Here is a 22,133-nt window from a genome sequence, read left to right as displayed (position 1 = left end):
GTCGCGTGAGCAGCAGTGAGGATTCCGCCCTCGAGGCGTTGGTCGTACTGGGTGATCCGGTGCGGCGCGGACTCTATCGGCACGTCACCGCGACACCGGGCGAGGTGGGGCGGGACGCGGCGGCAGAGGCAGCCGGGATCTCCCGGTCACTGGCCGCGTTCCACCTGGACAAGCTGGTCGAGGCCGGGCTGCTCGAGGTGTGTTTCCGGCGGCTCTCGGGGCGCAGCGGGCCGGGCGCCGGGCGGCCCTCGAAGATGTACAGGCGCGCCGAAGGCGAACACGCGGTGTCCGTGCCGCCCCGCTCCTACGACACGGTGAGCCGGCTGCTCGCCGAGGTGGTGGAGCGTGCCGGGCTCGACGGGGAACTGCAGGCGGCGGCAAGGGCGGCCGGGGAGTCCGAGGGGAGCACCTCGGACGGCGCGACCGATCCGGTCGAGGCCCTGCGGGCACGCGGCTACGAGCCGTTCCGGGACGGCGGGAAAGTGCGGCTGAACAACTGCCCGTTCCACGCGTTGGCGGATCAGTTCCCCGCCCTGGTCTGCGGGATGAACCTGGCCGGGATCGAGGGCCTGCTCGCCGCACTGCCGGACGGTGAGGGCTGGAATGCGTCGATGGATCCCCTTCCGCAAGGGTGCTGCGTCGCCCTCGAGACCACCGAGGAAATCTAAAAACAGCATTCGTTGACTTTAGAAGGTTCACCCGGGCATGCTTGGCCCCGTGAACGAATTCCACCTCGCCCAGGTCAACGTCGGGCGCATCCTCGCCCCTCTCGACAGCCCTCAACTGGCCGACTTCGTCGCGCAGCTCCCGGAGATCAACGCTCTCGCAGATCAGGCTCCCGGCTTCGTCTGGCGCATGATCGACAGCGGCGGAGCCGACTCGACGGGCCTGCGCCCCCAGGACGACGACGACTTGCTCCTGATCAACTGCTCGGTCTGAGAATCGGTCGAGGCCCTGCAGGACTACACCTACCGCAGCGCGCACCTCAAGGTCCTGGCACGCCGCCGGGAATGGTTCGAGCGCCTCGCCGACTTCCACCACGCGCTGTGGTGGGTCCCCGCCGGGCACCGCCCGAGCGTCGAAGAGGCGATGGACCGCATCGCCCTGATCCGCGAGACCGGCGAAGGACCCGAAGCGTTCTCCTTCCGCGCACCGCACCCACCGCCGGTCGGCTCGCCCACCACATGACCGGCTCCGGTCCGACGGCCAGGTGATCGGTGGGTGGCGCCCGAACGGCACCGTCGAGCGCGGCACAAGGCCACCGGCCACCGCCCCCTGGCCCTTCAGCCCTTCAGCTGCAGGAACGCCTGGGAACGCGTCGGCGCGGGTGGAAGAATCCGATGATGCCCTCATCATCGGAAACGATCTCGGAAACGACCCCGGGAACGACCCCGGGAACGATCAACGCATCGGCGTCCGGCACCTGGAAGCTCGGCGACCTGACGGTCAACCGCCTCGGATTCGGCTCCATGCGCCTCCCCCAGAACGGCACGGCGTTCGCCGACGGATCCCCCCGCGACCGGGGCCAGGCCCTGCGCGTCCTGCGCCGCGCCGTCGAGCTCGGCGTGAACCACATCGACACCGCTGCCTTCTACTTCTCACCGCTTCGCTCCGCCAACGAGCTCATCAACAGCGCACTCGCCCCGTACGCCGACGACCTGGTCATCACCACCAAGGTCGGCCCCGGACGCGACCCCTCCGGCACATGGGTGTGGGCCACTCCGGAGCAACTGCGCGGCCAGGTCGAGGAAAATCTGCGCCAGCTCGGCCGCGACCACCTGGACGTGGTGAACCTGCGCCTCTCGACGAACCAGGCCTCCGCATCCGTCGCCGACCACTTCGGCGCCCTCGCCGAACTCCGCGACGCAGGGCTCATCCGCCACCTCGGCATCTCCAACGTCTCACCGGACCAGCTCACCGAGGCCCGGACCATCGCACCCGTGGTCTGTGTACAGAACGCGTACGGCATCGACTCCCCGGCCGACCACCACGCGTTCCTGCGCTCCTGCGGCGAACAGGGCATCGCCTTCGTGCCGTTCTTCGCGATCGCCGGCGCCGGGCGCGAGGAAGGGACGAACGGGGCACAGAGCGAGGCCGTACTGACCGTGGCCCGCACCCACGGGGCGACGCCCGCACAGGTGCGGCTGGCCTGGACGCTCCACCAGGGGCCGCACGTCCTGGCCATCCCCGGCACCGGCGACCCGGACCACCTCACCGAGAACGTGGCCGCCGGCGCACTACGGCTCACCGCCGAGGACCTGGCCCTCCTCGCGCGATGACGGTGCGCGGGCGCAGTGCCGGGACCGGGGCGGAGGCAGGGCAGATCCTCCGCTGGAACCTCTTCATCGGCGGCCACCTGAGCTCCTCGGTACCCGTACGTCTGGTCGACCGCACGGACGAGGGCCAGATGCTGTGGCTGGAGACCGGCACCCCGATGTGGCGTACGAAGCTGCCCCGCCGCGCCCACCTCAGGGACATCGCACCCGAGGACCGCCCCGCCCACGGCTACGCGGCGAAGGCCGGCCGGTGGCGCATGGGCAGCGCACTCATCCACCAGCCGGCCGGAGCCGCGCACGCGGTGTTCTGGTTCTTCGGGCGGAAGCAGGAGTTCGGAGGCTGGTACGTGAACCTGGAGCACCGGACCCACCACGGCGAGGACATCGACGTAACCGATCACGAGCTGGACCTCACCGTGGCGGCGGACCGCAGCTGGAGATGGAAGGACGAGCGGTCGTTCGCCGAGAAGACCGGACACCCCGCCTACTGGTCCACGCCGGAGGCGGCGGCGATCCGCGCCGAGGGCTCACGGGTGTCCCGTCTCGCCGAGTCCGGTGCTTTCCCCTTCGACGGCTCCTGGTGCGACTTCAAGCCACCGTCCCGCTGGACGACACCACCGCGAGGCCCCGCACCCGTACGCACAGTGCTCCGACCCCCGACACCGCGCGGCCTTCCCCGCCCGCGCCCTGACGACGCGTCGGCCTGAAGCCACCGGCGCGCACACGGCTCTCGAACAGCGCGTACGAATGACCCTGGCCCCGTGAACGCGTCAACCGCACCCGGAACCCATGGCCTCCGTCGTTGCTAGCCGTCACACCGCGTGATACACAGAGTAACCATGCATATGCAAGCGGATTCCGACACGAGCCGCAGGTCAGGGCGGCTTCCCCGGTCAAACGTGCGAGATCCGGGTAAAGAGACCCGGGAAGGCGTCGTGCGATGCCGGTTTCATCAGCGAAGATAGAGACCGACCCGTGTCGCACGGCGCGGGCTGCGAACTACCCAACAGGGGCGGTGACTTACATGATCCTGGCAGCGGAAAAGGGCGATATCACCACCATCATCGGCGGAATCGCCCCGAACTGGGGGCCGTTCGGGACCCTCGGCAACGAGGCGCGCATCATGATCGAAGTGGTGATGGCGATCGCCATCCTGCTCTGTCTCGGCATCGCGATCTGGGGTGCGGCGAAGCAGCGTATCGGCGCGACGGCACTGCGCGACACCTTCAGCGCGGAACAGGGCAAGGGCCTGATCGTGGCAGGACTGACCGGCGTCTTCATCATCGGGTCGCTGGGCACACTGTTCACCATCGTGTACGGGATGGCTGTCTGACCGCCTGTCAGTCCACCACCCTGCCCCCGGGCCCGCCCCCGTCCACCCCACACCATCCGTCCGTCGTGCCCACCGGCAGAGGTTGCGTTCCCTGATGTCGAGTCACCACACCGCGCCCACGCGGAAACCAGCACCGCTACCGTCGTACCACGCGGAACTGCACACGGCTGAGGGGGCGGACGCGGCATGAGCCAGGGCGACGAGCGCGGATACGGCGGGAACGAGCCGGGGGGCCGCACGGAAGACGCGTACAGCACTCTCGGCGGGACGCGACAGACGCGTACGCGTCTGCCCGGCGGCATCGACGACGGCGACGGCTACGGCCGCCGGCCCGCACGGAACTCCCGCTCGCTGATCATGGTGGTCGGCGTGGTGGTGCTGCTGATCGCGGCGATCGCGTTCGCGAACCAGGGCGGGGGCGGGGCCTCGGGCAGCGACGGCGAGAAGAAGGCCGACGCGGCGGGCGCGGGACCGACTGCCGCGACGGGCACCAAACCGGTCCAGGGCAAGAACGGCACGATCGCCTCGGGCTTCGCGCACGACGAGCAGGGGGCGCAGAGCGCGGCGGCGAACTACGCGGTGGCGCTGGGGTCCGCGGAGATGTTCGACAGGACGAAGCGTGACAGCATCCTGCAGGCCACCCACGACCCTGCCGTCGTATCGACTCTCCAAGCCGACATGGCCAAGGCGTACTCCGCCGGCTTCCTCACGAACGTCGGGCTGAACGAGGACGGCAGCACACCCGACGGACTGACGTTCGTCTCCAGAACCATTCCGGTAGGCACGAAGGTAACAGCGCAAGGCGCGGACACCGCAACCGTGGAAGTCTGGTGCACAGGCCTCGTCGGCATGGCAGGTCAGGGCTCCACCAAGCCAGTTACTGCCACCTGGTTCACCATCACCGAAAAGCTCAGGTGGGTCGGTGACGACTGGAAGATCGAGTCGTCGAGTCAGTCAGAGGGACCGACGCCCGTCAATGGCGACAATCGGGCCTCGACTGCGGACGACATCGCCGGTGCGGTCGAGGGATACGGAGGCTTCACCTATGCCCGATAACCGCCGGCTCCGCTCACTCGCCGGGCTCATGGGGTGCCTGTCAGTCACGATGATCGCTCTGGCGTCTCGTGCCTACGCTGAGCCCACACCGACACCCACGCCGACGCCCTCGCCTAGTACCAGCAACAACCCCTGCGATCTCATCGTCGGACTCGCCAAGGACTACTGCGAGGACGGCGAATCCGGCGGAGCCGGCGGAAGCGCCCGCAGCACGCCCCTAGTCACCGACGACGCCCTAGACCCCCTGAGCTCCCTGGCCCGCGGCTGCGCCGACGCCGCCGCCTACCTCGTCGGCAAGCTCAGCGAGGCCGTGGAGAGCACGGCGACCGTCGACTTCACCAACCCCACCTTCCGCACCCAGTACGCCGTCGTCTTCGCGGCGTCCACCATCCTGACCCTGGTCCTGTGGCTCTTCGCCGTGGCCAAGCGCGCCATCAGGGGCGTCCCGTTCACCACCGCGATCTCCGAGGCCATCGGATTCCTCTGGCTCACGGTCCTGGCCTCGGCCTTCACCCCGCTCATCCTGTACGTGGTCGTCTCGGCCACCGACGGCGTCACCGAGATCATCTCCGCCGCGACAGGCGGGCAGACCGATGTCTTCTTCGGATCGTTCGCCGAGGCCCTGAAGAAGGGCACCGACATCGGCGGCGGGCCGATCATGCTCATCGTCGTCTCGCTCGTGTCGATCCTCGCCGCCGGCATCCTCTGGCTGGAGCTCGTGATCCGGGCCGCCCTGCTCTACGTGGGCGCCCTGCTGGGTGTCGTCGTGTATTCCGGGCTCGTCGACAAGAACATGTGGGGCCACGTCCGCCGCTGGGCGGGCATCATGATCGCCGTGATCATGGTGAAGCCCGTCATCGTCATCGTGCTCGGTCTGGCCGGGGCGCTCTCCGCGGACGACGGGCCCAACGCCTTCTCGGCCGTCGTGTCCGGCCTCGCCATCATCCTGCTGGCCATCTTCGCCTCCGCCATGATCTACCGCTTCGTCCCCGGCTTCGGTGACGAGATCCAGGGCGCCCGGACCAACCGCAAGCAGGCCACCGACGGCTCCCAGGCCGCCGCGATGATCAGCTCGCCCGCCGCCCTCGTCTCCCAGGGCATCAAGACCCACAGCGGCCGCGGCGGCGGTGAAGGCGGAGGCGGGGGCGGAGGCGCCCGGCCCGCCAACCCGGCCAGCGGCGGCGTCGCCGCCCACAGCTCCCGGAACACGGGCGGCGGCTCCGCGCCCTCGCCCCGCAGCGGCGCCGGGCCCACCGCCGGCACCCCCCACGGCAGCCGCTCCCCCAGAGGCGGTTCAGGCAGCACAGGTAACACGAGCACAGGAGGTGGGGGGCGTTGACGACCCAGTCCCACACGATCGCGCCCCGCCGCACGTATCTCATCGGCCGCGCACGGCCGAACGCGATCGTCGGCAAAAACCGTGAGACGGGCGAAATCGCGCTGATCATCGCCGGGGCGTTCCTCGGCATGATGAGCGGGCTCCTCGTCCCGGTCCTCTCCCTGCGGATCGTGACGCTCGTGGGCTTCCCCATGCTGGCCCTCGCCGTCGTGTACTTCCCCTACAAGGGCCGCACCTTCTACAAGTGGTTCGAGATCAACCGCAGCTTCAAGCGCACCCTGCGCCGCGGCACCGCCTACCGCTCCACCGCCATGGAGGCGGGGGTCGGCGCCGACGGGCGTGAGGTGGAGATCGGGCCGCCGCCCGGCATCGGCCGGATCAGCTGGCTCGCCGCTCCGTTCGGCCCGGACGAGATCGCCGTACTGCTGCACGCCGACAGGCGTACGGTCACCGCCGCCATCGAGATCGAGGGACCCGGGGTCGGCCTGCGCGACAGCGAGGACCAGGAGGCCCTGGTCGACCGCTTCGGCACCCTGCTCAAGCACGTGGCCAACGGCGACGGCTTCGTGACGCGCCTCCAGATGCTGGCCCGCACGCTTCCCGCCGACCCCGACGCACACGCCAAGGACGTCGCACAGCGCGGGGACAGGACCGCGCCCGGCTGGCTCCAGGATTCCTACGACCAGCTCCAGTCGATGGTCTCCACCTCCAGCGAGCAGCACCGCGCCTACCTCGTCGCCTGCATGCACTACGGCCGCGACCTGGCCGCCGAAGCCAACGCGATGGCCCGTGCCATGCGCCCCAAGGGTGGGCGCAAGATCGACCGCGACGCGGGACTCGCCGTCGTCATGGCACGCGAGCTGACCGACATCTGCGCCCGGCTCGCAGAGGCCGACATCCGGGTCCGCCAGCCGCTCGGCCAGAGCCGGCTGGCCTCCCTCGTCCACTCGATGTACGACCCGGACCACCCCATCGACCACATCCAGGCGATGACGAAACGCAACGCATGGCCCGCCGAACTGGACGCCGTCGAGCCGACGTTCCTGCAGGCCAAGACCCGTGAGTCGTCGACACGCGCCCCCTGGTGCCACTCCACGGCCTGGGTGAAGGAGTGGCCGATGACTCCCGTCGGCGTCAACTTCCTGGCACCCCTCCTCGTCCACACGCCCGACGTGATCCGTACGGTCGCGGTCTGCATGGACCTCGAACCCACCGAGGTCGCCATCGAGCGGATGCTCACGGAGAAGACCAACGACGACGCCGAGGCGAGCCGCCAGGCCAAGATGAACCGCACGGTCGACCCCCGCGACATCGCCGCCCACGGCAGGCTCGACCAGCGGGGTGAAGATCTGGCGAGCGGCGCGGCCGGGGTGAATCTGGTGGGGTACATCACCGTGTCGTCCCGGTCCCCCGAGGCTCTCGCCCGCGACAAGCGGACCATCCGGGCCTCGGCCGGCAAGTCGTATCTGAAGCTGGAGTGGTGCGACCGGGAGCACCACCGCGCCTTTGTGAACACCTTGCCGTTCGCCACCGGCATCCGTCGCTAACGAAAGGGCAGTCACGCCATGCGAGATCCGCTGTCCGCGTTGTCGGATGCCTTCACCGCCTTCCTCTTCGGGAACGTGGAGACGACCCGGCTCCCGGTGCGTACGTCGACGGGCCAGGCCCAGGCCGTGTACCTGCCGACCGCCGCTCCGGGCCTCGGCGACTCCGGCGTGATCATCGGGCGTGAGGTCTATTCGGGCAAGGGCTACATCTACGACCCGTTCCAGCTGTACGGGCAGCAGCTCCCCGCCCCGCACTGGCTGGTTCTCGGAGAGTCCGGCAACGGCAAGTCGGCGCTCGAGAAGACCTACGTGCTCCGCCAGCTCCGCTTCCGCGACCGCCAGGTCGTCGTCCTGGACGCCCAGGGTGAGGACGGCGTCGGCGAGTGGAACCTCATCGCCCAGGAACTGGGCATCACACCCATCCGGCTCGACCCGACCGCCGCACTGAACGACGGGATCCGGCTCAACCCCCTCGACCCTTCGATCACCACGACCGGGCAGCTCGCCCTGCTGCGTACGATCATCGAGGTCGCCATGGGCCATGGCCTCGACGAGCGGTCCGGCTTCGCGCTCAAGGTCGCCCACGCGTACGTCGTCGCGACCAGCACCGACCGCCAGCCCGTCCTGATGGACATCGTGGAGCAACTGCGCCATCCGAAGCCCGAGTCCGCCGAAGCGATGAACGTGGACATAGACGACGTGCGGGCCTGGGGCCTGGACGTCGCCCTCGTCCTGGACCGGCTCGTCGACGGTGACCTGCGCGGCATGTTCGACGGCCCGACCACGATCGGCATCGACCTCGACGCACCGCTGATCGTCTTCGACCTCTCCCACATCGACCGCAACTCCATCGCGATGCCGATCCTCATGGCGATCGTCGGCGTCTGGCTGGAGCACACCTGGATCAGGCCCGACCGGAAGAAGCGCATCTTCCTGGTCGAGGAGGCCTGGCACATCATCAACTCGCCCTTCGTCGCCCAGCTCTTCCAGCGCCTGCTGAAGTTCGGACGACGCCTCGGCCTCTCCTTCGTCGCGGTCGTCCACCACCTCAGCGACGTCGTCGACGGCGCGGCGGCGAAGGAAGCTGCGGCCATCCTGAAGATGGCCTCCACCCGCACGATCTACGCCCAGAAAGCCGACGAGGCCAGAGCCACCGGCAAGGTCATCGGCCTGCCCAGGTGGGCGGTCGAGATCATCCCGACACTGACCCCGGGCATCGCCGTATGGGACGTCAACGGCAACGTGCAGGTCGTCAAACACCTGATCACCGAGGCCGAGCGCCCCCTGGTCTTCACCGACCGCGCGATGACCGAGGGCTCCACGGTGGATCTGCTCCCCGAGGACGTACGAGCCGCGGAGCTGGAGGCCGAACAGCGGGCCGTGCGGATCGAGCACCAGCAACGGCTGAACGAGTCGTCCGAGTCAACGGTGGCATGACATGGCACGCCAGGCACCATCCGTTCCGGGGCGCGGCGGCGAGAGCCAGGGCGGCATCCCGGACGGCCTGCTGATCGGCCTCCTGGCCACCCTCTTCGGACTGATGGTGCTGGCCTGGACGGCCACGGGCCTGGCCGGGCTGTTCGCCCACGGGGGGTGGCCCGACGGCGTGACGTTCATGAGGACCCCGCTGGCCCTGCGCGCCCTGGCCGTCGAACCGACGGATCTGCCGGGCGCCTGGCCGGACACCCCGCCGGGCGACCTCTCCGGATACGGGCTCTTCTGGGGCCTGTTCATCGGCGAGGTGATGGTGCTCCTGGTCCTGACGGTGTTCGCACTCGGTGCGGTGGCCCGCTGGCGGCTGGTCCGCAAGCGCGGGAGCGCCTCCCCCGCACCGTACGAACCCGAAGCGCACCCCGTGCACACACGTCCGGCGGCACAGGCTCCCGCGCGGTCAGCGACGCCCGCCGCTCCCGCCCCGGCGCCCGCCGGGACGACGACCCCGGCACCCACAGCCCCCGCCCCGTACGCTCAGGAGGCCACACCCGCCGGGCCCCCCGCCCCGTACGCGCGGGACACCGTCCCCGCCGGGTACGGGCAGGAGACCGCCCCGGCCCCGTACGCGCAGGAGCTCTCCCCGCTGGTCCCCGCACCACGCACCCCCCGCGTCCTCTACGGCGCGTCCGCAAGCCGCCGCCCCACCGTCGTCCAGGCCGTCCGGGAGGCGGACGGCCCCGCCCTCGTCGTCACCTCGGACCCCACCGTCTGGGCCGAGACGAAGGACGCCCGCAGCAAGCTCGGCCCCGTCCTGGTCTACGACCCCGGCCACCTCTGCGACACCCCGGCCCGCCTCCACTGGTCACCCACCGCCGGCTGCGAGGACCCCGCGACCGCGGCAAGCCGGGCGGCCGCCCTCCTCACCCCGGTCCGCCCCCTGGCCAGGATCGACGCGGCCGTGGCCGACACCGCCCAGACCCTGCTCCAGTGCTGGCTGCACGCCGCCGCCGTGGACGGCCGGCCCTTCCGCCAGGTCCACCGCTGGGCCTCCGGTGCTGGCGGCCGGGAACCGGTGCGCCTGCTCCGCACCCACCCCAAGGCGGCGTCCGGACTGGGCGGACTCCTGGAGTCCGCACTCACCGCCTATCCCGAACGCCGTGAGATGGCACAGGAACTGACGGTACGAGCCTTCGCGGCCCTCTCCTCGGTCCACATCCGTGAAGCGTGCACACCCAATCGAACCGATGCGCTCGTACTGGATTCTTTTGCACGCGAAGGGGGAACGCTTTATGTAGTCGGTGAACCCATCGAGGATCCCCGCCACCACCCCGGTGCGATGCCCCTGCTCACCGCACTCGCCTCGCACGTGGTCGAGCACGGCCGCCGCATGGCCGCACGGTCAACCGACGGTCGGCTCGACCCACCACTGACACTCGTCCTCGACGACGTCGCAGCCGTGGCTCCGCTTCCCCAGCTTCCGGAGCTGCTCTCGGCCGGCCGGGACCAGGGAATGCCGGCCCTGGTCCTCCTCCGCTCCGAGGAACAGGCCCGTGCCCGTTGGCGGGACGGCCTGCCGACTCCCGGGCCGGGCTGACCGCCCCTCGTCTAGCGGCGGATCTCGAACTCCAGCTCCAGGGCCGTGGGGTCGCCCTCCATCGGCAGCGTCCGCCCGGTCGGCGAGAAGCCGATCCGGCGATAGGAGGCCTCGGCTCGCGCATTGGCCTCATGGACGTAGAGACGCACCCGCCGCAACGGCGGCCCGGTCAACGACCAGGACCAGTCGATCGCTTCGCTGAACAGCGCGTCAACCAGTCCGCGCCCCCGGTGCCCAGGGCGGACGAACACCCCCACCAGATGGGCCTGATCGACCTCGGCGGCCTCCCCGAAACCGGGCTCGCCCCCCTGCCGCTCGACGAGCACCGTCACCGTTCCCGCCCAATGGCCGTCAGGCGCCTCGGCGATGAACTGGCAGGCGTGCTCCCCCGCGGCAGCGCCCGCCGTCCGCTCCTGCCAGAACACATCAGGCTTCGCCATCGCCTGCTCGTACGTCTCCAGGAAGGCGATCGGAGCGGCCGGGTCCCGCAGCGCCGCCAGCCGGATCTCCCTGACCTGCTGCCACTCCTCGGCCCGCACCGCACGCACCACATAGTCCATCCGCAGATCGTCCCCCGCCGCCCCCACCACGGCAAACGAGAAAAGGCCTCCGGTCAGCCCTCAGGGACAGAGCCGAGGCCCGCGAGCGAACCCCCGGAGAGAACCCGCCGCGGGGCCCACGCCCCCGTCGTACCCCGGTACTACGGCAGCCCGCAGGTACAACCCTCGGTCGGACGACCGCCCCACGCCCGCTCCGTAGCGTCGACGACATGATCAGGGCATACGAACTCACCAAACGGTACGGGGACGCAACCGTCGTCCAGGGCCTCGACTTCACCGTCCGGCCCGGCACCGTCACCGGTTTCCTCGGCCCCAACGGAGCCGGCAAGTCCACGACGATGCGGATGCTGCTCGGCCTCGACGCCCCCACCGACGGCCGGTCCACCATCGGCGGCCGCTCCTACACCACCCATCCCGCACCGCTCACCGAGGTCGGGGCCCTCCTGGAAGCACGCTCGGTCCATCCGGGGCGCACAGCCTTCAACCACCTCATGGCACTCGCCCACACCCACGGCATCCCCCGCAGCCGCGTCGAACACGTCCTGGACCTGGCCGGCCTCACCGGAGCCGCCCACAAGAGGATCAAAGGCTTCTCGCTCGGCATGGGACAGCGCCTCGGCATCGCCGCCGCGCTGCTCGGCGACCCGGCGACCCTCATCCTCGACGAACCGGTCAACGGACTGGACCCCGAAGGCGTCCTCTGGATCCGCACCCTTCTCAAGTCCCTCGCGGCAGAGGGCCGTACCGTCCTCGTCTCCTCCCACCTCATGAGCGAAATGGCGCTCACCGCCGACCACCTCGTCATCATCGGCCGCGGCCGGCTCCTCGCCGACACCACCGTCGGCGGCCTGATCCGTACCGCGGGCGGCGCCTCGGTGAAGGTCGTCACCCCACAGGCCGAGGTCCTGCGCACCCTGCTGACCGGCCCCGGCGTACGGATCACCACCGGCAGCACCGGCGAACTGACCGTGCACGGCACCGACGCCGCCCACATCGGCCGCACCGCCGCCGCCCACTCCGTCCCGCTCCACGAACTCACCCCGCAGACCGTCTCCCTGGAACAGGCCTTCATGGACCTCACCCAGGAATCCGTCGAGTACCGGACCACCGCACCCCTGACCGGAGCCCTCGCATGACCACCGCAACCGCGCCCTCCCCCTACCGCGTCACCCCTCGCCGCGTCCTGCGCTCCGAGTGGCACAAACTCTGGTCCCTGCGCTCGACCTGGGTCACCCTCCTGTCCGCGGCCGCCGTGATCCTCGGCGTCGGACTCCTCATGGGCGCGACCTACACCTCGGACGGCGGCGACTCCGACGTCGACACCGTCGTCCTCGTCCTCTACGGCACCCTGCTCGGCCAGCTGTGCGTCACGGTCCTCGGCATCCTCGTCACGGCCGGCGAGTACTCCACCGGAATGATCCGGTCCTCCCTCACCGTCGTACCCCGACGGCTCCCCGTCCTGTGGGCCAAGGCCACGGTGTTCACCGTCGTCGCGTTCGTCTCGATGTCCGCCACCGCGCTGATCACCTTCCTAGCCGCCCAACTGCTCCTGGACGGAACCGACCAGGCCGCCGGACTCACCGAACCCGGGATCCTCGGAGCGATCGCGGGCAACGCGGCCGGCATCACCCTGCTCAGCCTGATCGCCCTCGGCCTCGGCGCCACCCTGCGCTCCGTGCCCGGCAGCATCGGTGCGTACATCGGCGGCGTCCTGATCCTGCCCGAGGTGCTCGGCATGCTTCCGTACGATGCCGTGGACAGCGCCCTGAAGTACTTCCCGACCCAGGCCGCCGGGGTGCTCGGCTCGGCCACACCGCTCCCGGACGCCGCGGCCACCGGACCCGCTCTGCTGGCCCTTTGCCTGTGGGCGGGCGCGTCGCTGGGCGCGGGCGCGGTGCTCCTGCGCCGCAGGGACGCGTGACGGACGGCACGGGAAGGGGGCGGAAGCGATGACGGACGGACCGAGGACGGACAGTGTGAGCGACGACGACGGCCCACCGCCCGGGCACCTGACCGCCGGCAACGCACCGCTGACCCTGTACATCCAGAACCTCCTGCAACGGCTCCGGGTCCTCGACGGCCGTCGGCCGATGCTGTGGGACATCACGGTCACCGGCTTCTGGGTCGTCGTGGCGGTGCTCGACTACAGCACCGGCGGCTGGCGCACGGTCGCCCGCAACGTGGAAGCGCCGGAGCCCCTGGTCCTGCTGATGAGCCTGTGCTTCTCCGTACCCCTGCTGTGGCGCCGGCGCCGTCCGGTGACCGTACTCGTCCTGATGGTGCCCGTCTCCCTGGTCAACATCTGGGCGGGCGCCGTCGTCCAGGCCGCCCTCCTCCAACTGATCCCCCTCTACACGATCGCCCTGCGGCTGCCCCTCAGGGCCCTGGCGTGGTCAGGTCTGCTGATGTGCCTGCCCGCCGCCGCCGGCGCGATCCTGATTCCCGGCGCCTCGGGCAGACAACTCGTCTCCTACCTCTGGGGAATCGCCTTCGTCACCATGCTCGCGATCGCGGTCCGCACACGCCGGGAGTACACCGAGGCGCTGGTCGAACGCGCCCACCGGCTCGAACGCGAACGTGACCAGCAGGCACTGCTCGCCGCAGCAGGCGAACGCGCCCGTATCGCCCGGGAGATGCACGACATCATCGGCCACAACCTGTCCGTCATCACCGGCCTGGCCGACGGCGGGGCGTACGCCGCGGCCAAGAGCCCGGAACGCGCCGCCCAGGCCCTCGAAGCCATCGGCACCACCAGCCGCCAGGCCCTGGGGGAACTACGGCGCGTACTCGGCGTCCTGCGCGAACCGGTCCCGGCCGCCGAACTCGCGCCCCAGCCCTCACTCACGGACCTGGACGCCCTGCTGACCGGCGTACAGGAGGCGGGGCTGGCCGTCCGGCTGACCGTCCACGGCGACCCCCCTCCCGTCCCCGCCTCACCCGGCCGCCAGCTCGCCGTGTACCGCGTGGTCCAGGAATCCCTCACCAACACCCTCAAGCACGCGGGGCCCGGGGCAACGGCCGAGGTCACCCTCACCTACACCCCCACCGGACTGGAGGTACGGACCACGGACTCAGGTGGTGCCCCGCAGCCCCCGCGGAACGAGAGCCCCGACCACGGACGGGGCATCAGCGGAATGCGCGAACGCGCCCAGCTCTACAACGGCACACTCGAATCGGGCCGTCTCCCCGCAGGCGGCTGGCACACCCGGCTCCGCCTTCCCCTGGAGGACACTTCCCCGTGACGACGGTACTCATCGCCGACGACCAGGCCATGCAGCGCTTCGGCTTCCGCATGCTGCTGGAGAGCCAGGACGACATGACCGTCGTCGGTGAAGCAGCCAACGGCACGGAGGCCGTGGGCATGGTCGCCCGCCATCACCCGGACGTCGCTCTGATGGACATCCGGATGCCGGGACTGGACGGCATCGAGGCGACGCGCCGCATCATCAGTTCGGGCGCCCGCACCCGGGTCCTCATCGTGACGACGTTCGACCTCGACGAGTACGCCTACGACGGGCTGCGCGCGGGGGCCAGCGGCTTCCTGGTCAAGGACGCACTGCCGGAAGAGCTCCTGTCAGGCATACGGGCCGTCGCGAGCGGCGACGCGGTCGTCGCCCCGAGCCTCACCCGCCGCCTCCTGGACGCCTACGCGCACCACCTGCCGGCCGCCCCCGGCGCAGGACCACTCACGGGAGACCCTCGCACCGCCTCACTGACGGAGCGGGAGAGGGAGATCCTCACGGTCATCGGACAAGGCTGGACGAACACCGAGATCGCCACCCGCCTCCACCTCGCCGAATCGACGGTGAAGACGCACGTGTCCCGCATCCTCGCCAAGACGGGCTCCCGGGACCGCATCCAGGCCGTCATCCTGGCGTACGACACCCGTCTGGTGAACCCGCGGTGACCACGCCCGTCCCGGCCCGAGCACGGTCACCCCTGACGGCCGGCGTTGAGCCGGGCGGCCTGGCGCGTCAGGTGGTCACGTTCGGCGAGATCGGTCGCCTTGCGGGCCGCCTCGGAGTACAGCCGTGCCGCCTTCGCCAGGTCACCGTCGCGCTCGTGGAGGTACGCCGCCACCGCGGTGTGGCGGGGCAGTGAATCGTCCAGCTCCGAGAGCGCCGCGAGACCGGCACGTGGTCCGTCGGCCTCGCCGACGGCCACCGCGCGATTGAGCCGGACCACCGGGCTGCCGGTCAGGCGCGCCAGCTCGTCGTACCACTCGACGACCTGCACCCAGTCGGTCTCCTCGGCTGCGCGCGCGTCAGCGTGCAGTGCCGCGACGGCGGCCTGCGCCTGGAACTCGCCCAGCCGGTCACGGGCGAGTGCCGCCTGCAGGATCTCGACGCCGTCGGTGATCAACTCGGTGTCCCACAGGCTCCTGTCCTGCTCCGCAAGCGGCACCAGGCTGCCGTCCGGCGCGGTACGGGCGGCCCGCCGGGCGTGGTGGAGCAGCATCAGAGCGAGCAGCCCCGCCACCTCCGGGTGGTCGATCACGCCCGCGAGCTGCCGGGTGAGCCGGATCGCCTCGGCAGCCAGGTCGACGTTTCCGGAGTAGCCCTCGTTGAAGACCAGGTAGAGGACACGCAGCACGGTGGACACGTCGCCGGCCCGGTCGAACCGCACACCGGAGACAGTGCGCTTGGCCCGGCTGATTCGCTGCGCCATGGTCGCTTCCGGCACCAGGTAAGCCTCGGCGATCTGGCGGGTGGTCAGCCCTCCGACGGCGCGCAGCGTGAGCGCGACCGCCGATGCCGGGGTCAGCGACGGGTGGGCGCACAGGAAATAGAGCTGGAGCGTGTCGTCCACCCCGGACGCCGGCCCGGGCACCGGCTCCTCCTCGACGCGGTCCTCCCGCCGGCGGCGGGCCGCGTCCGCCCGGGTCGCGTCGAGGAACCGGCGCCAGGCCACCGTGACCAGCCAGCCCTTCGGGTCCCGCGGCACACCAGCCGGCCACACACGCACCGCCTCGACCAGAGCGTCCTGCACGGCGTCCTCGGCCGCCGCGAAACCGGCTCCGCGGCGGACGAGGACTGTGAGCACGCTCGGCGAGAGGCTCCTGAGCAGGGCCTCGTCCATCGGTGACGTCACTCGGTGATGGTGGGCGGCTCGGTCAGGAACGGACGCAACTCCAGCCACTCGTGAATGGGCTCGCCGCCCGCCCCCGGGGCGGCCGACAGCTCCCCGGCCAGTTCGACGGCACGCTCGTAGCTGTCGACGTCGATGATCATCCAGCCGGCGATGAGGTCCTTGGTCTCGGCGAACGGCCCGTCGGTGACCGGCGGGCGCCCCTCACCGTCGTAGCGGACCCACGCTCCCTCCTGGGCGAGCGCCTGGCCGCTGACGAACTCGCCTGACCCCTCCAGCCGGGCGGCGAAGTCGTTCATGTACCGCATGTGCGCCGAGATCTCCTCCGGCGTCCACCGGTCCATCGGCACGTCGTTGACCGCAGCCGGCGCGCCACGGTAGTGCTTGAGCAGCAGGTACTTGGCCATGATGCTTCTCCTCTGTGCTGATGCGACCCCATTGTGGTCGCGTTCACTACGGGGACGAAGCCAGGCACGGGTTCTCGACATCGCCGTACCGGATTTTCAACACTGCTTTTCCGGGCTGCTGTTCCCACGGCAGCCACCCCGGCGCATCCACCCCACAGCGGCACGGCCGCTCAGCCATTCGGCACACAGGTGGGACCGGCCGTCATACCTCCCGGCCGGCCCGGCTCGCACCCTGTTCGGCCGCAAACGCAGAAAAGCCCCGTGCCACAAGGGCACGGGGCTTTCCCGGAATAATTGTTCGGCGGCGTCCTACTCTCCCACAGGGTCCCCCCTGCAGTACCATCGGCGCTGAAAGGCTTAGCTTCCGGGTTCGGAATGTAACCGGGCGTTTCCCTAACGCAATGACCACCGAAACACTATGAAATTAACCAACACCGGAGAAAAACACGGCCGTTCGTTATTTCAGAACTAACACAGTGGACGCGAGCAACTGAGGACAAGCCCTCGGCCTATTAGTACCAGTCAGCTCCACCCGTTACCGGGCTTCCACATCTGGCCTATCAACCCAGTCGTCTACTGGGAGCCTTAACCACTCAAGGTGGTGGGAATACTCATCTCGAAGCAGGCTTCCCGCTTAGATGCTTTCAGCGGTTATCCTTTCCGAACGTAGCCAACCAGCCATGCCCTTGGCAGGACAACTGGCACACCAGAGGTTCGTCCGTCCCGGTCCTCTCGTACTAGGGACAGCCCTTCTCAATATTCCTACGCGCACAGCGGATAGGGACCGAACTGTCTCACGACGTTCTAAACCCAGCTCGCGTACCGCTTTAATGGGCGAACAGCCCAACCCTTGGGACCGACTCCAGCCCCAGGATGCGACGAGCCGACATCGAGGTGCCAAACCATCCCGTCGATATGGACTCTTGGGGAAGATCAGCCTGTTATCCCCGGGGTACCTTTTATCCGTTGAGCGACAGCGCTTCCACAAGCCACTGCCGGATCACTAGTCCCGACTTTCGTCCCTGCTCGACCCGTCGGTCTCACAGTCAAGCTCCCTTGTGCACTTACACTCAACACCTGATTGCCAACCAGGCTGAGGGAACCTTTGGGCGCCTCCGTTACTCTTTAGGAGGCAACCGCCCCAGTTAAACTACCCATCAGACACTGTCCCTGATCCGGATCACGGACCCAGGTTAGACATCCAGCACGACCAGAGTGGTATTTCAACGACGACTCCACAACCACTGGCGTGGCCGCTTCAAAGTCTCCCACCTATCCTACACAAGCCGAACCGAACACCAATATCAAACTATAGTAAAGGTCCCGGGGTCTTTCCGTCCTGCTGCGCGAAACGAGCATCTTTACTCGTAGTGCAATTTCACCGGGCCTATGGTTGAGACAGTCGAGAAGTCGTTACGCCATTCGTGCAGGTCGGAACTTACCCGACAAGGAATTTCGCTACCTTAGGATGGTTATAGTTACCACCGCCGTTTACTGGCGCTTAAGTTCTCAGCTTCGCACACCCGAAAGTGCACTAACCGGTCCCCTTAACGTTCCAGCACCGGGCAGGCGTCAGTCCGTATACATCGCCTTACGGCTTCGCACGGACCTGTGTTTTTAGTAAACAGTCGCTTCTCGCTGGTCTCTGCGGCCACCCCCAGCTCACCGAGTAAATCGGATCACCAGTGATGGCCCCCCTTCTCCCGAAGTTACGGGGGCATTTTGCCGAGTTCCTTAACCATAGTTCACCCGAACGCCTCGGTATTCTCTACCTGACTACCTGAGTCGGTTTAGGGTACGGGCCGCCATGAAACTCGCTAGAGGCTTTTCTCGACAGCATAGGATCATCCACTTCACCACAATCGGCTCGGCATCAGGTCTCAGCCTTAACGTGTGACGGATTTGCCTACCACACGGCCTACACCCTTACCCCGGGACAACCACCGCCCGGGCTGGACTACCTTCCTGCGTCACCCCATCGCTTACCTAGTACAAGTCTGGTTCGTCGGCTCCACCACTACCCTCAACTCCGAAGAGATCGGGCCGGCTTCACGGACTTAGCATCGCCTGATTCAGTATTGGGCGTTTCAAAGCGGGTACCGGAATATCAACCGGTTGTCCATCGACTACGCCTGTCGGCCTCGCCTTAGGTCCCGACTTACCCTGGGCAGATCAGCTTGACCCAGGAACCCTTAGTCAATCGGCGCACACGTTTCTCACGTGTGTATCGCTACTCATGCCTGCATTCTCACTCGTGAACCGTCCACAACTCGCTTCCGCGGCTGCTTCACCCGGCACACGACGCTCCCCTACCCATCCATACTCCCGTTGGGGATATGTGTATGAATGACACGACTTCGGCGGTACGCTTGAGCCCCGCTACATTGTCGGCGCGGAATCACTTGACCAGTGAGCTATTACGCACTCTTTCAAGGGTGGCTGCTTCTAAGCCAACCTCCTGGTTGTCTCTGCGACTCCACATCCTTTCCCACTTAGCGTACGCTTAGGGGCCTTAGTCGATGCTCTGGGCTGTTTCCCTCTCGACCATGGAGCTTATCCCCCACAGTCTCACTGCCGCGCTCTCACTTACCGGCATTCGGAGTTTGGCTAAGGTCAGTAACCCGGTAGGGCCCATCGCCTATCCAGTGCTCTACCTCCGGCAAGAAACACACGACGCTGCACCTAAATGCATTTCGGGGAGAACCAGCTATCACGGAGTTTGATTGGCCTTTCACCCCTAACCACAGGTCATCCCCCAGGTTTTCAACCCTGGTGGGTTCGGTCCTCCACGAAGTCTTACCTCCGCTTCAACCTGCCCATGGCTAGATCACTCCGCTTCGGGTCTAGAGCGTGCAACTCAATCGCCCTATTCGGACTCGCTTTCGCTACGGCTTCCCCACACGGGTTAACCTCGCTACACACCGCTAACTCGCAGGCTCATTCTTCAAAAGGCACGCAGTCACGACTGCATGTGCAAGCACATACAGCGACGCTCCCACGGCTTGTAGGCACACGGTTTCAGGTACTATTTCACTCCGCTCCCGCGGTACTTTTCACCATTCCCTCACGGTACTATCCGCTATCGGTCACCAGGGAATATTTAGGCTTAGCGGGTGGTCCCGCCAGATTCACACGGGATTTCTCGGGCCCCGTGCTACTTGGGTGGTTCTCAAGCAAGCCGTTGATGTTTCAGCTACGGGGGTCTTACCCTCTACGCCGGACCTTTCGCATGTCCTTCGCCTACACCAACGGTTTCTGACTTGCCGACCAATCGGCAGATTGATCAAGAGAACTCCCACAACCCCGTATACGCAACCCCTGCCGGGTATCACACGCATACGGTTTGGCCTCATCCAGTTTCGCTCGCCACTACTCCCGGAATCACGGTTGTTTTCTCTTCCTGAGGGTACTGAGATGTTTCACTTCCCCTCGTTCCCTCCACACTGCCTATGTGTTCAGCAGCGGGTGACAGCCCATGACGACTGCCGGGTTTCCCCATTCGGAAACCCCCGGATCAAAGCTTGGTTGACAGCTCCCCGGGGACTATCGTGGCCTCCCACGTCCTTCATCGGTTCCTGGTGCCAAGGCATCCACCGTGCGCCCTTAAAAACTTGGCCACAGATGCTCGCGTCCACTGTGCAGTTCTCAAACAACGACCAGCCACCCATCACCCCACCCTTACAGGTGAGTGCACTGGGGCCGGCAACCAAAGGAACAGACTCAACGAGCCCGTACCTTCAGATACCCAACAGCGTGCCCGACCCGACCGATCACTCACCACGTTCCACGCCGAAGCAGTACTAGCAATGACCAACCTGTCGTGCCGAATAGTCAACGTTCCACCCATGAGCAACCAGCACCGAACATTCGCCGGTGTACTGGCCTCTGACCAAGCGAACCTGGTAAGAAGTGCTCCTTAGAAAGGAGGTGATCCAGCCGCACCTTCCGGTACGGCTACCTTGTTACGACTTCGTCCCAATCGCCAGTCCCACCTTCGACAGCTCCCTCCCACAAGGGGTTGGGCCACCGGCTTCGGGTGTTACCGACTTTCGTGACGTGACGGGCGGTGTGTACAAGGCCCGGGAACGTATTCACCGCAGCAATGCTGATCTGCGATTACTAGCAACTCCGACTTCATGGGGTCGAGTTGCAGACCCCAATCCGAACTGAGACCGGCTTTTTGAGATTCGCTCCGCCTCGCGGCATCGCAGCTCATTGTACCGGCCATTGTAGCACGTGTGCAGCCCAAGACATAAGGGGCATGATGACTTGACGTCGTCCCCACCTTCCTCCGAGTTGACCCCGGCAGTCTCCTGTGAGTCCCCATCACCCCGAAGGGCATGCTGGCAACACAGAACAAGGGTTGCGCTCGTTGCGGGACTTAACCCAACATCTCACGACACGAGCTGACGACAGCCATGCACCACCTGTATACCGACCACAAGGGGGGCACCATCTCTGATGCTTTCCGGTATATGTCAAGCCTTGGTAAGGTTCTTCGCGTTGCGTCGAATTAAGCCACATGCTCCGCTGCTTGTGCGGGCCCCCGTCAATTCCTTTGAGTTTTAGCCTTGCGGCCGTACTCCCCAGGCGGGGAACTTAATGCGTTAGCTGCGGCACCGACGACGTGGAATGTCGCCAACACCTAGTTCCCAACGTTTACGGCGTGGACTACCAGGGTATCTAATCCTGTTCGCTCCCCACGCTTTCGCTCCTCAGCGTCAGTAATGGCCCAGAGATCCGCCTTCGCCACCGGTGTTCCTCCTGATATCTGCGCATTTCACCGCTACACCAGGAATTCCGATCTCCCCTACCACACTCTAGCTAGCCCGTATCGAATGCAGACTCGGGGTTAAGCCCCGAGCTTTCACATCCGACGTGACAAGCCGCCTACGAGCTCTTTACGCCCAATAATTCCGGACAACGCTTGCGCCCTACGTATTACCGCGGCTGCTGGCACGTAGTTAGCCGGCGCTTCTTCTGCAGGTACCGTCACTTTCGCTTCTTCCCTGCTGAAAGAGGTTTACAACCCGAAGGCCGTCATCCCTCACGCGGCGTCGCTGCATCAGGCTTTCGCCCATTGTGCAATATTCCCCACTGCTGCCTCCCGTAGGAGTCTGGGCCGTGTCTCAGTCCCAGTGTGGCCGGTCGCCCTCTCAGGCCGGCTACCCGTCGTCGCCTTGGTAGGCCATTACCCCACCAACAAGCTGATAGGCCGCGGGCTCATCCTTCACCGCCGGAGCTTTTAACCCCGTCCCATGAGGGACAGAGTGTTATCCGGTATTAGACCCCGTTTCCAGGGCTTGTCCCAGAGTGAAGGGCAGATTGCCCACGTGTTACTCACCCGTTCGCCACTAATCCACCCCGAAGGGCTTCATCGTTCGACTTGCATGTGTTAAGCACGCCGCCAGCGTTCGTCCTGAGCCAGGATCAAACTCTCCGTGAATGTTTTCCCGTAATCGGGATCACAACACGAGAGCGGAACAACCAGGTCGGAAT

Annotated in this window: 16 protein-coding genes, 3 rRNA genes and 1 pseudogene; 14 read left to right on the top strand and 6 right to left on the bottom strand. The window is 67.2% G+C overall.

Going from position 1 to position 22,133, the window contains the following annotated elements:
- Positions 1-5 precede the first annotated feature (5 nt).
- From HED23_RS01340 to HED23_RS01295, 10 genes and pseudogenes are all read left to right on the top strand, one after another.
- Complete coding sequence (locus tag HED23_RS01340) at positions 6-668, top strand: helix-turn-helix transcriptional regulator (RefSeq protein ID WP_203181616.1); 663 nt, start codon at positions 6-8, stop codon at positions 666-668.
- 49 nt (positions 669-717) lie between these two features.
- A pseudogene (locus HED23_RS01335) lies at positions 718-1,188 on the top strand (DUF3291 domain-containing protein).
- 155 nt (positions 1,189-1,343) lie between these two features.
- Positions 1,344-2,279, top strand: coding sequence for an oxidoreductase (locus HED23_RS01330; RefSeq protein WP_203181615.1), 936 nt, complete (start codon positions 1,344-1,346; stop codon positions 2,277-2,279).
- Complete coding sequence (locus HED23_RS01325) at positions 2,276-2,983, top strand: DUF402 domain-containing protein (RefSeq protein WP_203181614.1); 708 nt, start codon at positions 2,276-2,278, stop codon at positions 2,981-2,983. Before HED23_RS01330 ends, HED23_RS01325 begins: the two co-directional genes overlap by 4 nt.
- Positions 2,984-3,300: 317 nt before the next feature.
- Positions 3,301-3,609: a hypothetical protein gene (locus HED23_RS01320; RefSeq protein WP_015610155.1), complete on the top strand. Its 309-nt coding sequence runs from the start codon at positions 3,301-3,303 to the stop codon at positions 3,607-3,609.
- Positions 3,610-3,795: 186 nt separating this feature from the next.
- Positions 3,796-4,665, top strand: a complete 870-nt coding sequence (locus HED23_RS01315; RefSeq protein WP_203181613.1) for a hypothetical protein — start codon at positions 3,796-3,798, stop codon at positions 4,663-4,665.
- Positions 4,666-4,693: 28 nt separating this feature from the next.
- Complete coding sequence (locus tag HED23_RS01310; protein WP_420803067.1) at positions 4,694-6,004, top strand: hypothetical protein; 1,311 nt, start codon at positions 4,694-4,696, stop codon at positions 6,002-6,004.
- Complete coding sequence (locus HED23_RS01305; RefSeq protein ID WP_203181611.1) at positions 6,001-7,551, top strand: SCO6880 family protein; 1,551 nt, start codon at positions 6,001-6,003, stop codon at positions 7,549-7,551. The genes HED23_RS01310 and HED23_RS01305 overlap by 4 nt, the downstream gene beginning before the upstream one ends.
- An 18-nt stretch (positions 7,552-7,569) precedes the next feature.
- Positions 7,570-8,988, top strand: coding sequence for an ATP-binding protein (locus HED23_RS01300; protein WP_203181610.1), 1,419 nt, complete (start codon positions 7,570-7,572; stop codon positions 8,986-8,988).
- Position 8,989: 1 nt separating this feature from the next.
- A complete protein-coding gene (locus HED23_RS01295) occupies positions 8,990-10,579 on the top strand; it encodes a type IV secretory system conjugative DNA transfer family protein (protein ID WP_203181609.1) in 1,590 nt (529 codons plus the stop codon).
- Positions 10,580-10,590: 11 nt separating this feature from the next.
- Here the strand turns inward: HED23_RS01295 and HED23_RS01290 are convergent, their stop codons facing one another.
- Complete coding sequence (locus tag HED23_RS01290; RefSeq protein WP_203181608.1) at positions 10,591-11,139, bottom strand: GNAT family N-acetyltransferase; 549 nt, start codon at positions 11,137-11,139, stop codon at positions 10,591-10,593.
- 209 nt (positions 11,140-11,348) lie between these two features.
- On the opposite strand from HED23_RS01290, the gene HED23_RS01285 reads away from it, so the two are divergent.
- The 4 genes from HED23_RS01285 to HED23_RS01270 are packed head-to-tail and all read left to right on the top strand — an operon-like array spanning position 11,349 to position 15,046.
- On the top strand, positions 11,349-12,275 hold the full coding sequence (locus HED23_RS01285) for an ATP-binding cassette domain-containing protein (protein ID WP_203181607.1): 927 nt from the start codon (positions 11,349-11,351) through the stop codon (positions 12,273-12,275).
- Entirely contained in the window at positions 12,272-13,060 is a 789-nt protein-coding gene (locus HED23_RS01280; RefSeq protein ID WP_203181606.1) for an ABC transporter permease, read from the top strand. The genes HED23_RS01285 and HED23_RS01280 overlap by 4 nt, the downstream gene beginning before the upstream one ends.
- 28 nt (positions 13,061-13,088) lie before the next feature.
- On the top strand, positions 13,089-14,381 hold the full coding sequence (locus HED23_RS01275; RefSeq protein ID WP_398089208.1) for a sensor histidine kinase: 1,293 nt from the start codon (positions 13,089-13,091) through the stop codon (positions 14,379-14,381).
- Positions 14,378-15,046: a response regulator gene (locus HED23_RS01270; protein ID WP_203181605.1), complete on the top strand. Its 669-nt coding sequence runs from the start codon at positions 14,378-14,380 to the stop codon at positions 15,044-15,046. The genes HED23_RS01275 and HED23_RS01270 overlap by 4 nt, the downstream gene beginning before the upstream one ends.
- A gap of 26 nt (positions 15,047-15,072) precedes the next feature.
- Here the strand turns inward: HED23_RS01270 and HED23_RS01265 are convergent, their stop codons facing one another.
- From HED23_RS01265 to HED23_RS01245, 5 genes are all read right to left on the bottom strand, one after another.
- Positions 15,073-16,218 carry an RNA polymerase sigma factor gene (locus HED23_RS01265; protein WP_203187306.1) on the bottom strand — a complete coding sequence of 382 codons (1,146 nt, stop codon included), beginning with the start codon at positions 16,216-16,218 and terminating at the stop codon, positions 15,073-15,075.
- Between the two features lie 8 nt (positions 16,219-16,226).
- Positions 16,227-16,634 (bottom strand): YciI family protein, encoded by a 408-nt coding sequence (locus tag HED23_RS01260; protein WP_203181604.1) that lies wholly within the window; start codon positions 16,632-16,634, stop codon positions 16,227-16,229.
- A gap of 296 nt (positions 16,635-16,930) precedes the next feature.
- Positions 16,931-17,047 (bottom strand): 5S ribosomal RNA (gene rrf / locus HED23_RS01255).
- Between the two features lie 79 nt (positions 17,048-17,126).
- A 23S ribosomal RNA gene (locus HED23_RS01250) occupies positions 17,127-20,251 on the bottom strand.
- A gap of 303 nt (positions 20,252-20,554) precedes the next feature.
- Positions 20,555-22,080, bottom strand: a 16S ribosomal RNA gene (locus HED23_RS01245).
- Together the 16S, 23S and 5S rRNA genes form the textbook arrangement of a ribosomal RNA operon.
- Positions 22,081-22,133 lie beyond the last annotated feature (53 nt).

Source organism: Streptomyces pratensis (assembly GCF_016804005.1).
Classification (GTDB): domain Bacteria; phylum Actinomycetota; class Actinomycetes; order Streptomycetales; family Streptomycetaceae; genus Streptomyces; species Streptomyces pratensis_A.
The sequence above is the reverse complement of the archived record's forward strand: the minus strand, read 5'-3'. Positions and strand labels throughout refer to the sequence as shown.

Bases quoted from the DNA above. Each gene is read 5' to 3' on its own strand.
- HED23_RS01300 (WP_203181610.1), top strand. From the start codon at position 7,570: ATGCGAGATCCGCTGTCCGCGTTGTCGGATGCCTTCACCGCCTTCCTC.
- HED23_RS01265 (WP_203187306.1), bottom strand. From the start codon at position 16,218: ATGGACGAGGCCCTGCTCAGGAGCCTCTCGCCGAGCGTGCTCACAGTC.
- HED23_RS01325 (WP_203181614.1), top strand. From the start codon at position 2,276: ATGACGGTGCGCGGGCGCAGTGCCGGGACCGGGGCGGAGGCAGGGCAG.
- HED23_RS01320 (WP_015610155.1), top strand. From the start codon at position 3,301: ATGATCCTGGCAGCGGAAAAGGGCGATATCACCACCATCATCGGCGGA.
- HED23_RS01295 (WP_203181609.1), top strand. From the start codon at position 8,990: ATGGCACGCCAGGCACCATCCGTTCCGGGGCGCGGCGGCGAGAGCCAG.
- HED23_RS01260 (WP_203181604.1), bottom strand. From the start codon at position 16,634: ATGGCCAAGTACCTGCTGCTCAAGCACTACCGTGGCGCGCCGGCTGCG.
- HED23_RS01285 (WP_203181607.1), top strand. From the start codon at position 11,349: ATGATCAGGGCATACGAACTCACCAAACGGTACGGGGACGCAACCGTC.
- HED23_RS01280 (WP_203181606.1), top strand. From the start codon at position 12,272: ATGACCACCGCAACCGCGCCCTCCCCCTACCGCGTCACCCCTCGCCGC.
- HED23_RS01310 (WP_420803067.1), top strand. From the start codon at position 4,694: ATGGGGTGCCTGTCAGTCACGATGATCGCTCTGGCGTCTCGTGCCTAC.
- HED23_RS01330 (WP_203181615.1), top strand. From the start codon at position 1,344: ATGCCCTCATCATCGGAAACGATCTCGGAAACGACCCCGGGAACGACC.
- HED23_RS01315 (WP_203181613.1), top strand. From the start codon at position 3,796: ATGAGCCAGGGCGACGAGCGCGGATACGGCGGGAACGAGCCGGGGGGC.
- HED23_RS01290 (WP_203181608.1), bottom strand. From the start codon at position 11,139: ATGGACTATGTGGTGCGTGCGGTGCGGGCCGAGGAGTGGCAGCAGGTC.
- HED23_RS01275 (WP_398089208.1), top strand. From the start codon at position 13,089: ATGACGGACGGACCGAGGACGGACAGTGTGAGCGACGACGACGGCCCA.